9 protein-coding genes and 2 pseudogenes are annotated in these 11,894 nt (G+C 68.1%); 2 read left to right on the top strand and 9 right to left on the bottom strand.

What is annotated here, in order from left to right; translation table 11 throughout:
• Positions 1 to 22: 22 nt before the first annotated feature.
• Both AC1MFL_RS05500 and AC1MFL_RS05495 read right to left on the bottom strand, forming a co-directional pair.
• On the bottom strand, positions 23 to 709 hold the full coding sequence (locus tag AC1MFL_RS05500) for a transglycosylase family protein (protein ID WP_479813901.1): 687 nt from the start codon (positions 707 to 709) through the stop codon (positions 23 to 25).
• Positions 710 to 971: 262 nt separating this feature from the next.
• Positions 972 to 3,581 (bottom strand): excinuclease ABC subunit UvrA, encoded by a 2,610-nt coding sequence (locus AC1MFL_RS05495; RefSeq protein ID WP_479813899.1) that lies wholly within the window; start codon positions 3,579 to 3,581, stop codon positions 972 to 974.
• Positions 3,582 to 3,629: 48 nt separating this feature from the next.
• On the opposite strand from AC1MFL_RS05495, the gene AC1MFL_RS05490 reads away from it, so the two are divergent.
• Positions 3,630 to 4,721, top strand: coding sequence for an adenosine deaminase (locus AC1MFL_RS05490; RefSeq protein ID WP_479813897.1), 1,092 nt, complete (start codon positions 3,630 to 3,632; stop codon positions 4,719 to 4,721).
• Between the two features lie 118 nt (positions 4,722 to 4,839).
• Here AC1MFL_RS05490 and AC1MFL_RS05485 read toward each other — a convergent pair whose 3' ends face one another.
• The 3 genes from AC1MFL_RS05485 to AC1MFL_RS05475 form a co-directional block, all read right to left on the bottom strand.
• Positions 4,840 to 5,226, bottom strand: coding sequence for a helix-turn-helix transcriptional regulator (locus tag AC1MFL_RS05485; RefSeq protein WP_479813895.1), 387 nt, complete (start codon positions 5,224 to 5,226; stop codon positions 4,840 to 4,842).
• Positions 5,227 to 5,251: 25 nt separating this feature from the next.
• Positions 5,252 to 6,286: a TerC family protein gene (locus tag AC1MFL_RS05480; protein WP_479813893.1), complete on the bottom strand. Its 1,035-nt coding sequence runs from the start codon at positions 6,284 to 6,286 to the stop codon at positions 5,252 to 5,254.
• 303 nt (positions 6,287 to 6,589) lie between these two features.
• A complete protein-coding gene (locus AC1MFL_RS05475) occupies positions 6,590 to 7,564 on the bottom strand; it encodes an aldo/keto reductase (protein ID WP_479813891.1) in 975 nt (324 codons plus the stop codon).
• Positions 7,565 to 7,826: 262 nt separating this feature from the next.
• On the opposite strand from AC1MFL_RS05475, the gene AC1MFL_RS05470 reads away from it, so the two are divergent.
• A complete protein-coding gene (locus AC1MFL_RS05470; RefSeq protein WP_479813890.1) occupies positions 7,827 to 9,560 on the top strand; it encodes a SulP family inorganic anion transporter in 1,734 nt (577 codons plus the stop codon).
• A gap of 107 nt (positions 9,561 to 9,667) precedes the next feature.
• On the opposite strand, the gene AC1MFL_RS05465 is transcribed toward AC1MFL_RS05470, so the two are convergent.
• The 4 genes and pseudogenes from AC1MFL_RS05465 to AC1MFL_RS05450 all read right to left on the bottom strand — a co-directional run.
• Complete coding sequence (locus AC1MFL_RS05465; protein ID WP_479813888.1) at positions 9,668 to 10,102, bottom strand: DUF2177 family protein; 435 nt, start codon at positions 10,100 to 10,102, stop codon at positions 9,668 to 9,670.
• Positions 10,099 to 10,233: a hypothetical protein gene (locus AC1MFL_RS05460; protein ID WP_479815627.1), complete on the bottom strand. Its 135-nt coding sequence runs from the start codon at positions 10,231 to 10,233 to the stop codon at positions 10,099 to 10,101. The genes AC1MFL_RS05465 and AC1MFL_RS05460 overlap by 4 nt, the downstream gene beginning before the upstream one ends.
• A 228-nt stretch (positions 10,234 to 10,461) precedes the next feature.
• Positions 10,462 to 10,575: pseudogene (locus AC1MFL_RS05455) on the bottom strand (hypothetical protein); the annotation flags it as partial.
• 130 nt (positions 10,576 to 10,705) lie between these two features.
• Positions 10,706 to 11,890 (bottom strand): annotated as a pseudogene (locus tag AC1MFL_RS05450) (AMP-binding protein); the annotation flags it as partial.
• Positions 11,891 to 11,894: the final 4 nt, after the last annotated feature.

Below are 11,894 nucleotides of genomic sequence, written 5' to 3'. Positions count from 1 at the left end.
GCCGAGGAACGCCCGGCGCAGGTCAGGCGGGGAGCTGCAGCACCTGGCCCGGGAAGACCAGGTTGGGGTTGCTGATGGTGGCGGCGTTGGCGTCAGCCAGCATTTGCCAGCCGCCGGCGATGTTGAGCTTCTCAGCGACCTTGCTCAAGGTGTCGCCGCTCTGGATGGTGTAGCTCTGGCCGCTCAGGGCCACGGACGCCACGTGGCGTGCCGGGGCGGCAGCCTTGGGCGCGACTGCTTTGGGGGCCACGGCCTTGGGTGCGGCTGCCTTGGGGGCGGCGTACCGGACCGGCGCCTTGGCTGCCGGGGCCGCAGCGGCCTGCACCGGCGTGCTCTGCGGAGCTATTGCACCGCCGGACAGGCCCAGACTCGCGGCGCAGGACGGCCACGCTCCCCAGCCCTGGCTGGCCTGGACCTTCTCTGCAACGGCAATCTGCTGCTCGCGGCTGGCGCTGGCTGCAGAGCCTGTTCCGCCATAGGCAGCCCAGGTGCTCGGGGTGAACTGCAGCCCGCCCGCAAAACCGTTTCCTGAATTGATGCCCCAGTTGCCGCTGCTTTCGCACTGGGCGAGGGAATCCCAGACGGAACCGGCGGTGGCGGCCGGGACAGTTGCGTTGGCAGCCGAGGCGGACAGTGCGACGCCGGCGATCGAGACGGCCGCAAAAGTGACTCCGCGGCGCGCGGCAGTGCTGTAAGTAGATTTCTTCATGGGACAGATGCTCCTGAGGGCCACCGGTGCTCGGTCCGTCCCCGGACGTTGTCGCACTACTGCCCGCCCCTGACAATAGAGGTCGTTGCGGTGTCTACCGGTCGGGCAGTATGTGGTGGTGGCAGCACCGGGCATTCGTACCCTTGTCAGGGCACGGACTCCACGCTAAGCCACGGCCCGGCCGTGATCAAGTCGTTATAGTCAGTAAATTCGTTTTATCTTCGGCATTGTCAGCCGGTCTCTCCCGGAGGACGAAGGCTGCTCAGCCGCCGAGGACCGCGGCTAGATACGGCGCCGTCCGGCTCTTTTTGGACCGGGCGACGACGGCGGGCGTCCCCACGGCGATGATCTTGCCGCCGGCGTCACCGCCGGCAGGACCCAGATCGATCACCCAGTCGGCGGCCGCCACCACGTCCATCTCGTGCTCCACCACGATCACGGTGTTGCCGGCGTCGACCAGCCGGTGCAGCTGCGCCATCAGGAGTTGGACGTCGGCCGGGTGCAGGCCGGTGGTGGGCTCGTCCAGCAGGTAGAGCGTGTGCCCGCGCTGGGCGCGCTGCAGTTCCGTGGCGAGCTTGATGCGCTGGGCTTCGCCGCCGGAGAGCTCGGTGGCGGGCTGGCCCAGCCTCAGGTACCCCAGGCCCACCTCGCGGAGGGTCTGCAGGCTGCGTGCGGCGGCGGGGACCCCGTCCAGGAACTCGGCGGCGGCGTTGACCGTCAGGCCGAGGACCTCGGCCACATTCTTGCCGCGGTAGGTGACCTCGAGGGTTTCCGGGTTGTAGCGCGAGCCGTGGCATTCCGGGCAGGGCCCGTAGCTGCCGGGTAGGAACAGCAGTTCGACGGCGACGAAGCCCTCGCCCTGGCAGGTCTCGCAGCGTCCGCCTGCGACGTTGAAGGAGAACCGGCCCGCGCCGAAGCCGCGGGCACGGGCCTCATCCGTCGCCGCGAATTCCTTGCGGACGGCGTCGAACAGGCCGGTGTAGGTGGCGAGGTTGGAGCGCGGGGTGCGGCCGATCGGTTTCTGGTCGACCTTCACGAGCCGGTCCAGCTGGTCCAGCCCGGTGACCGGGCCAACACTGAGCGGACCGCCGGACTCGTCAACCGCGGACTCCAGGTCCTCCGTGGCTTTCGCCGCGGCGTCGGCTTCGGGATGCAGCCGGGCGCCGACGACCTCGGCGAGGACCTGGCTGACCAGGGTCGACTTGCCGGAGCCGGAGACGCCGGTGACCGCGGTCAGCACGCCGAGCGGGAAGTCGGCGTCGAGGTCGCGCAGGTTGTGGCGGCTGATGTCCCGCAGCTCCAGCCAGCCCGCCGCTTCCCGGCGGTCGCGGGCCGGGGCGGAACCGCCCCCGGAGGAACCGGCGTCGTCCGCAGTCCCGGGGAGCGCCGCCGAACCTGACCCGTCAGGGAACAGGAACGGCCGGGTCACGGACTCCTCCACCTCGGCGAGCCCGGCGACGGGGCCGCTGTAGAGCACTTCGCCGCCGCCTTCGCCGGCGCGCGGGCCGACGTCGACCAGCCAGTCCGCGTGGCGGACGATGTCCATGTTGTGCTCCACGACGAAGACCGAGTTGCCGGAGGACTTGAGCTGGTCCAGAACCTCGAGGAGGGGCTCGGCGTCGGCCGGGTGCAGGCCGGCGGAGGGCTCGTCCAGCACGTAAATCACGCCGAAGAGGCCGGAGCGCAGCTGGGTGGCGATCCGGAGCCGCTGCATCTCGCCGGGGGAGAGCGTGGGGGTGGACCGGCCCAGCGCGAGGTAGCCCAGGCCGAGGTCCAGCAGCACGGTGACCCGCTGCAGCAGGTCCCGGGTGATCGCGACGGCCACTTCGTTGCCCTCGCCGGAGCTCTGTTTGCGCGACGCGGTCCCGGCGGACTTCAGCTCGGTGGTGGGGCGGATGATCCCGGCAAGTTCGGTCATGGGGACGGCGTTGAGTTCCGCGATGGTGCGGCCGGCGAACGTCACGTCGAGGGCGGCCGGGGTCAGGCCGCTGCCGGCGCAGACCGGGCACGGCCCGGTTTCCATGTACCGCAGCACCCGGTCGCGCATCGTGGTGCTTTTGGAATCGGCGAGGGTGTGCAGCACATAGCTCTTCGCGCTCCAGAAACGGCCCTTGTACGGTTTCGCGACCCGGTCGCGCTGGGGCGTCACCTCCACCACGGGCTGTTCCTCGGTGAAGAGGATCCAGTCGCGGTCCTTCTTGGGCAGCTTCCGCCAGGGGGTATCGACGTCGTGCCCCAGCTGGGTCAGGATGTCGCGCAGGTTCTTGCCCTGCCAGGCGCCGGGCCACGCGGCGATCGCGCCGTCGCGGACGCTCAGCGAGGTGTCCGGGACCAGCGAGGATTCGGAGACCGTGTGCGCGATGCCAAGGCCGTGGCACTCCGGGCAGGCGCCGGCGGCGGTGTTGGGCGAGAACGCGTCCGAATCGAGCGGGCTCGCGCCGTCGGGGTAGCTGCCGGCGCGCGAGAAGAGCATCCGCAGCGAGTTCGACAGTGTGGTGACCGTGCCGACGGTCGACCGGGAACTGGGCGTCCCGCGGCGCTGCTGCAGCGCGACGGCGGGCGGCAGCCCGGTGATCATCTCCACCTTGGGGTTGTGGCCCTGCTGGATCAGCCGCCGGGCGTAGGGCGCCACGGACTCGAAGTAGCGGCGCTGGGCCTCCGCGTAGATGGTCCCGAAGGCCAGCGAGGACTTGCCGGAACCGGAAACCCCGGTGAAGGCGACGATCGCGTCGCGGGGCACATCGACGTCCACGTTCCGCAGGTTGTTCTCCTGGGCGCCGCGCACCCGGACGAAGCCGTCTGTGGGATGGTGGGAGTCCAGCCCGGGGATGGGCGCGGCGGAATGATCGGAAGCATGCTGAGCAGTGTGCATCCAATCGACTCTATCGGTGTCTGCTGCCTGCGGGCATATCCTTACCGAATGGAAACTAACGACGGCGTCGCTGCCACCGGGGACGCTGCACCGGACAACGCAGAAACGTCCACCCCTGACATTCCCGACTTCGCCGAGGTTCCCGAGGAAGTTCATGCTCCGCTGCCGGTCGCTGAACTCCATCTGCACATCGAGGGAACCCTTGAGCCCGAGCTGATCTTCGCCCTGGCCGAACGCAACGGCATCCAGTTGCCGTACGCGGATCTGGACGAGCTGCGCTCCCGCTACGAGTTCACCGACCTGCAGTCGTTCCTGGACCTCTACTACGCCAACATGGCCGTGCTGCGGACGGAGCAGGACTTCGCGGACATGACCCGGGCGTACCTGTCCCGGGCTGCGCTCGCCGGCGTCCGGCACGCCGAGATCATGCTGGACCCGCAGGCGCACCTGTCCCGCGGGGTGGCCCTGGCGACCTGCGTGAACGGCGTGGCGTCGGTGCTGGCCGAATCGGAGCAGGAGTTCGGGATCTCCACGCTGCTCATCGCCGCATTCCTGCGGGACCTGTCCGAGGACTCCGCCCTGGAGGTGCTGGAGCAGCTCCTCGCCATGAATGCACCGATCGCGGGCATCGGCCTGGACTCGGCCGAGGTGGGCAACCCGCCGGCCAAGTTCCAGCGGCTCTTCGCCCGGGCGAAGGAGGCCGGGCTGCACCGGATCGCGCACGCGGGCGAGGAGGGCCCGCCGTCGTACATTATTGACGCGCTGGATCTCCTGGACGTGGAACGGATCGACCACGGCATCCGCTGCATGGAGGATCCCGAACTGGTGGAACGGCTGGTGCACGAGCTCACACCGCTGACCGTGTGCCCGCTGTCCAACGTCCGGCTCCGCGCCGTGGACACCCTGGAGAAGCACCCGCTGCCGGCCATGCTCGCGGCCGGGTTGAACGTCAGCGTGAACTCCGATGATCCGGCGTATTTCGGCGGGTACGTGGACGACAACTTTGCGCAGCTGAAATCGGTGATTGGGCTGTCCGAGTTCGATTGCGTGCGGATGGCGGCGAACTCGATCCGTTCCTCCTTCGCGAGCGAGGAACGCAAGACGGAGATGCTGGCCGAACTCGCCTCGTCCGGCCACTAACCCCCCAGTTGCCCCATCCCCCCAGTTGCCCTAACCCCCAGTTGCCCTATCACTCCTGGTTGCCAAAACCGGCGGATGGGAACCAGAACTGACAGGGCAACACGGGGTCAGTTGCGGCTCATCCCCGGCCGGGGACCTCCTTTGGTGGCACCGCTTCGGCTGAAGGTGTGACGTTCGAGAAGAGGCCGATCAGGCCGTCGATTTCCCAAGATGCGGTCGCTGGGTGACGGAAGTGCTGGTGCGGTTCGATGGCATAGCGGGTTCGACGTCCGGCCCGGATGCGTTGAAGGTAGCCTCCCTCTTCGAGATCCTTGAGGATCTGGAGGGTTGAGCGCGGTGTGATGCCGACCCTCGCGGCGATGTCGGCGATGCGGACTTGAGGGTCTGCGGCCACCGACAGCAGCACGTGCCCGTGGTTCGTGAGAAAGGTCCACGTGGGACGTGCGGGTGCCGGGGGAACCGGGGGTTCCGAGCCATTTTCCGGACCCGGCGGGGCGGCTGTCATGGTTTTTCCTTACTGACGTTTCCGGCTAGGCCGACGACGAAGCTTTCGTGTCGGGGCGCTTGCGCCACAGTGGTTCCAGAGCGGCGATTTCCTCGGGTGAGGCGGTGCCGAACGGGGCGTGCGCCGGCACCGCGGGTGTCTTGCGGCTCTGTCCGCGGGTGGCCCAGAGGCTTGCGCCGATGGACACCCCGAGGATTGTGGCGATGACGGCCAGGGATGCCGGGGTGGGGATGTAGTAGATATCGATTTTGAGGAGCATTTTGATACCGACCCAGATCAGGACGAGCGCAAGTCCGATCTTGAGGTAGATGAAGCGGTGGATCAGGTCAGCGAGCAGGAAATACATTGCCCGGAGGCCCAGGATGGCGAAGGCGTTGGCCGTGAAGACCAGGAACACCTCGTCGGTGACGGCGAAGATCGCGGGGATGGAGTCCACTGCGAAGATGATGTCGGTGACCTCGATGAGGACCAGTACGGCGAGCAACGGAGTGGCCAACACGGCGCCGCTCTTGCGGATCAGGAAACGCTGGCCGTGGAAGTCGTCCGTCATGGGCACGCGCCGGCGGAAGAGTTTTAGAACCCGGGACTTTTCCGGGTCCAGGTGGTCGTTGCGGTGGCGGATCATCCGGTAACCGGTGAGGAGCAGGAACGCCGCAAAGATGTACAGCACCCACCCTGCGCTGGCGATGATCGCGGAGCCCGCCGCAATGAAGATGCCCCGGAAAATCAGGGCGCCCAGCACCCCGAAGAACAGCACCCGATGCTGGTATTCGCGGGGGACCGCAAAATACGTGAAGATAATCGCCCAGATGAACACGTTGTCCACCGCCAGGGATTTCTCGATCAGGTACCCGGCGAAGTACTGCTGGCCAAATTCCGCTCCGTAGATTTGCCAGACCAGGGCGCCGAAGCCCACGCCGAAAGCAACCCAGATTCCGGACCACAACGCGGCTTCGCGGACCCCGATAACGTGCGCCCTGCGGTGCGCGAACAGGTCTACGGCCAGCATCAAAACAATGACGGCAAGAACGGCCAACCAGGCCCATAGTGGAACATTCATCAGGGAGCACCACTTTCCAGTCAGTTCTACTAACTGGAGGTCTCTCCCGGCCCCGAGGGGCCTGGCCCGCCGGGCCGCTCAGGGTCGGCCGTACTGACGACGGGACATTCTGGGGATACTCCCCTCCGTCCAATTAGTGAAACATACTTCATCTATGGCGGCAAGAGGCGACGGAGGCCGACCGCCGCCCGTGAAGTACCGCACAGCAACGCGGGGTCACTTCCGGCCCATCCCGGGGCGCGGGATGGGCCGGAAGTGACCCCGCGTTGTCAGTGGAGGCGGTTCGGGTGAACCGCTGCGAGCCTAGACGTCGATCGTGCCCATGTTCGGGTAACGCGCTCCGGCCGCCGCCCCGGAGGGGGCAAGCTCGTCCAGGCGGTGGAGGTCCTCGGCGGAGAGTTCGACGTCGACAGCGCCCAGGTTCTCCCGCAGGCGTTCGCGCTTCCGCGTGCCCGGGATGGGAACGATGTGCTCGCCCTGGGCCAGCAGCCAGGCCAGTGCCAGTTGCGCCGCGGTGCATCCTTTCGCATCCGCCAACTCTTTGACGCGGTCCACGAGTTCCAGGTTCCGGGCAAAGTTCTCGCCCTGGAAGCGCGGGGAGTGCCGGCGGAAGTCATCCGCCGCGAAGTCATCGGGGCTGCGCAACTGGCCGGTCAGGAAGCCCCGGCCCAGCGGGCTGTAAGGAACAAAACCGATGCCAAGCTCGGCGAGGACCGGGAAGACCTTGGTCTCCGGCTCGCGTTCCCAGAGCGAGTATTCGGTCTGCAGAGCGGTGATGGGGTGCACCGCGTGGGCCCGGCGTATGGTGTCGGCGCTTGCCTCTGATAAGCCAAGGTGCCGGACCTTGCCGGCCTGGACCAGCTCCGCCATGGCCCCGACGGTTTCCTCGATCGGGACAGTCTTGTCCACCCGGTGCTGGTAGTACAGGTCGATGTGGTCCACGCCCAGCCGCTGCAGGCTTGCGTCGCATGCGGCACGCACATAGTCCGGGGAGCCGTTGATGCCCACCCAGGATCCGTCAGCCCGGCGTTCATTGCCGAATTTGGTGGCCAGGACGACGTCGTCCCGCCGGCCCGCAATGGCCCGGCCGACGAGCACCTCGTTCGTGAACGGGCCATACATGTCCGCGGTGTCGAGCAGGCTTCCGCCGGCGTCGAGGAAGGCCTGGATGGTGGCGATGGACTCGTTTTCCCTGCCGGGGCCATAAAACTCGCTCATGCCCATGCAGCCCAGACCCAGGGCGGAGACGGTGAGCGAACCGAGCGTACGGGATTTCATAGAAATTTCCTTTACGAGGACGGCGGGGACGGCCCCCGGTACCTGATCGGGCAGCGGGACGGCACGCACTTGGCAGACGGCCACTCTAGGCCCATCGGGCGTGGGACACAACGGGTGGTCGGGCCGGACCTGCCGCGGGTTGCAGCCCTGCGGGCGGCGGGAGCTGCCGCGGGTTGCAGCCCGCGGTTGCCCCGCTAATGGGCCGCCGGATCACCCCCGTCGGAGGATGCACCGGGCGCCGGCGCCCGGGCAGAGTGCTGATATGACGACGACGGGACAACGGCGGGGCGGCTGGCTGCGCCAGCTGATGCCCGGACTCGACGTCGCCGCGCAGTACCAGGGGAACTGGTTCGGCAAGGACATCGTCGCCGGACTGGTGCTGGCGACGCTGCTGGTTCCCCAGGGCATGGCCTACGCGGAGCTGGCGGGGCTGCCGCCGATCACCGGGCTTTACACCACCGTCCTCTGCCTGCTCGCCTATGCAGTCTTTGGTCCGTCCCGCATTCTCGTGCTCGGTCCCGACTCCTCGCTTGGCCCGATGATCGCCGCGACGGTCCTGCCGCTCGTCGCGTCCGACGGCGACCCGCAGAAGGCCGTTGTGCTTGCGTCGATGCTCGCGCTGATGGTCGGCGCCATCATGATCCTCGCCTCGGTGGCCAAGCTCGGTTTCATCGCGGACCTCATCTCCAAGCCCACGATGATCGGCTACATGAACGGTCTCGCGGTCACCATCCTGGTCGGCCAGCTCCCGAAGCTCTTCGGGTTCAAAGTGAGCGCCGAGGGCTTCATCGGGGACCTCGTCGGCTTCATCCAGGGCCTGGCCGCGGGCGAAACGGTGGTGGCCGCGGCCGCCGTCGGGATCGCCGGGATTGTGCTGATCCTGGCCCTGCAGCGGTGGCTGCCCAAGGTCCCGTCGGTGCTCGTCATGGTGGTGCTCGCGATCGGGGCGGCCTCGTTCTTCGACCTCGCCAACCGGGGCGTCTCACTCGTCGGGGAACTCCCGCAGGGCTTCCCGCCGTTCGCAATCCCCACGCTGGCATTTTCGGACATCGCCCTGATGCTCGCCGGCGCGCTGGGGATCGCGCTGGTGTCGCTGACCGACACGATCTCGACGGCGTCGTCGTTCGCCGCGCGCTCCGGTGAGGAGATCCGTGGCAACCAGGAGATGATCGGCATCGGTGCCGCGAACCTGGCCGCGGGCCTCTTCCAGGGCTTCCCGGTGAGCACCAGCGGCTCGCGGACGGCGGTGGCGGAACGTTCCGGCTCGAAGACCCAGCTCACCGGCGTGACGGGGGCCCTGCTGATCCTGCTCATGCTGGTGCTGCTGCCGGGGCTCTTCCGGAACCTGCCCCAGCCGGCCCTCGCGGCCATTGTGATCACCGCGTCGATTTCCCTGGCCGACATCCCGGGCACCGTCCGTCTCTGGCACCAGCGCAAGACCGAGTTCTCTTTGTCGATTGCGGCCTTCCTCGGGGTGGCGTTGCTGGGCGTGCTGCCCGGCATCGGCATTGCGGTGGGGCTTTCCGTCCTCAACATTTTCCGCCGCGCCTGGTGGCCCTACGAGACGGTGATCGGGCGGGTGCCGGGGCTGGAGGGCTTTCATGACGTGCACGTCCACCCCGACGCGAAGCACCTGCCCGGCCTGGTGATCTACCGCTTCGACGCGCCGCTGTTCTTCGCCAACGTCAGGCCGTTCCGCGAGAACATCCGGCGGCTGGCCCGTACCGAACCCAAACCGCGGTGGATCGTTATCGCGGCCGAACCCATCACCGACGTCGACACGACCGCTTCGGATGTGCTGCTGGAGCTGGACGTGGAGCTGAACGCGCACGGCACCTCGCTCGTGTTCGCGGAGCTCAAACACGGCGTCCGGGCGAAGATCGAGCGCTACGAACTGACCCGCCAAATCAATCCGCGCCACTTCTACCGCACCATCGACGCAGCCGTGGCCGCCTACATGGCCGAGACCGGGGCCGACTGGAGCTCCGGGGACTAACAGCCACCAGCAACGCGGGGTCACATACGGCCCATCCCGGGGTCCCGGATGGGCCGTATGTGACCCCGCGTGGCTGTTGCTACTCCGCTGGTGCTACTCCGCTGTTGCTACTCCGGTGTTCTTGTCCGCGCGATCGTGCGCCGCAGGAGGGCGGCCGTCAGCCACGTGACGGCGCTGCACACCGCGACGCCCCAGGCGATGTCGGTCACGGCCACCATGAGGGGGAAGTCCTTGAGTACGGCGAGCCCGGTCAGGGCCCAGGTGGCGTAGGTGAAGAATCCGAAGATGGCGGCTCCCGCCACCCGTTGGCGCGGGGTGGCGTCCGGGTCGTTGGGCCGGACGCCGTAGTGCAGGATCCCCACCACGTAGACGAGGTAGAAGACGACGGCGCCCGCCACATTGGCGCTGGGCGCGAGCAGGTCGCCGATCTGGCTTTTGTACTGGTTGCTTGCCACGGTGACGATCCAGACGACGTCGATGGCGGCGAAGATCACGGCGGCGACCGCGTAGGACAGCAGCCACCTCTTGACTTGGATACTCATGCTTGGCTCCTGGTGTCGGCGTAGAGGTTGTCGACGATGTGGCGGACACGTTCGGTGAAGGCTCCGCGCTTGAGTTTCATCGTGGGGGTCACGATGCCGTTGGCCTCACTGAGGTCGGCGAGCAGCAGCACGAACCGGCGCACCTGTTCGGAGCGGGCGATTTTCGCGTTGGCGGCGCTGACCGCCTTGCCGATTGCGGTGAGGAGCCGCGCGTCGTCGATCTGGACGGCGCCGCCGTCGTCCGGGATCCGCAGGCCGGCCAGGTCGGCGATGCCCTCCCGTTCCGCCCAGGCCGCGACGGACTCCGGGTCCAGCAACACGAGGCCGCCGAGGAAGGGTTTGCCGTCGCCCACCATCACGGCGTGGGCCACGAGCGGGTCGCCCTCGACGTAGCCTTCCCAGATGGCGGGGGTGACGGTTTTGCCGCCGGCGGTGACGATGACGTCCTTTGAGGGTGAGCCGTCCCAGCTCATCGAGTTCGCCGAGGTCGCCGGTGCGGAAGAACCCGTCCACGAAGGCATCGGCGTTGTCGGCCGGTCTGCGGTAGCCGGCGAACACGCCGACGCCGCGGGCGAGCACCTCGCCCCGGTCCGAAAGGCGCACTGTTGTGCCGGGCATCGGAATGCCCACCGTCCCGGCCTTGATCGCCCCGGGCATGTTCCCGGTCAGCGGGGCGGTTGTTTCGGTAAGGCCGTAGCCCTCGATGACCGGCAGGCCGAGGCCGCGGAAGAAGAGGGACAGCTCGGCGTCGAGCGCGGCGGCACCGGAGAGCAGGTAGTCGAGGCGTCCGCCCATCAGCTTCCGGAGCCGTGCGTAGAACAGGAGATCGAACAGGGCGTGCCTGGCCCGCAGGCCCAGCCCGGCCCGCGCGGCCGGGTCGGCGTCGCGGGCTTCGGCGAACCGGCCCCAGGCCACCGCGGTGCTTTGCGCTGCCGCCCACACCGGTCCGAGGTTCTTCTTCGCCGCGGCGGCCGCCGCGGACGCCTGGATCTTCTGCAGCACGCGGGGCACCACTACGAGGAAGGTGGGCTTCAGGGCGCCGAGGGCGGGCACGACCTCCCGGGGGTCGGACAGGTGCGCGATGCGCATCCCGTTGGCCACGCAGGTCAGCTGCAGCCCGCGGGCCAGCACATGGGCCATCGGCAGGAAGATGATGGTGTTGCCGCTCTCGCGGACCACGCCGGTGTAGGCGGCCGCCACGTTCAGCACCTGTCCCACGAAGTTGCCATGGGTGATGAGGGCACCTTTGGGCGCGGCCGTGGTGCCGGAGGTGTAAACGATGGTTGCCACCGAGTCCAGATCTGCCAGCAGGCGCCGCTCCTCGACCGCCTTGTCGGGTATCCCGGCGCCAAGACGCACCAGCTCGGCCAGGTCCGCTCCCGGGCGGGCATCCATGGTCCAGACCCCCAGGCCCGGCGTCCCGGCCTGTTCGAACCCCTGCTCCAGCAGGAGAGCATGCCCAGCGGTGCCCGCTACCGCGAGGCGCACGTCGGCGTCGGCGAGGATCGCAGCCACCTGGGCAGCGGCCGACGTCTCGTAAACCGGGACGACGACGGCGCCGGCGAACCACGCTGCCATGTCCGCCAGCGCCCACTCGTACCGGGTGGGGGACATGATGGCGAGCGATTCGCCGGGCCGGAGGCCTGCCGCGATGAAGCCCTTGGCCAGGGCCCGGACCTCGTCAACGAACTGCCGGGTGCTCACCTGGCGCCAGGGGTCCGTGATCGCGGCATCCGCAGACCGTACCTCGAAAGCTATGTGTTCGGGGGAGGCCCGGAACCGCTGCATGAGC

Source organism: Arthrobacter sp. BG3, from assembly GCF_056680185.1.
This window is presented reverse-complemented; position numbering and strand designations above follow the sequence as displayed.

Bases quoted from the DNA above. Each gene is read 5' to 3' on its own strand.
- AC1MFL_RS05475 (WP_479813891.1), bottom strand. From the start codon at position 7,564: ATGAAATCCCGTACGCTCGGTTCGCTCACCGTCTCCGCCCTGGGTCTG.
- AC1MFL_RS05480 (WP_479813893.1), bottom strand. From the start codon at position 6,286: ATGAATGTTCCACTATGGGCCTGGTTGGCCGTTCTTGCCGTCATTGTT.
- AC1MFL_RS05465 (WP_479813888.1), bottom strand. From the start codon at position 10,102: ATGAGTATCCAAGTCAAGAGGTGGCTGCTGTCCTACGCGGTCGCCGCC.
- AC1MFL_RS05495 (WP_479813899.1), bottom strand. From the start codon at position 3,581: ATGCACACTGCTCAGCATGCTTCCGATCATTCCGCCGCGCCCATCCCC.
- AC1MFL_RS05500 (WP_479813901.1), bottom strand. From the start codon at position 709: ATGAAGAAATCTACTTACAGCACTGCCGCGCGCCGCGGAGTCACTTTT.
- AC1MFL_RS05485 (WP_479813895.1), bottom strand. From the start codon at position 5,226: ATGACAGCCGCCCCGCCGGGTCCGGAAAATGGCTCGGAACCCCCGGTT.
- AC1MFL_RS05470 (WP_479813890.1), top strand. From the start codon at position 7,827: ATGACGACGACGGGACAACGGCGGGGCGGCTGGCTGCGCCAGCTGATG.
- AC1MFL_RS05490 (WP_479813897.1), top strand. From the start codon at position 3,630: ATGGAAACTAACGACGGCGTCGCTGCCACCGGGGACGCTGCACCGGAC.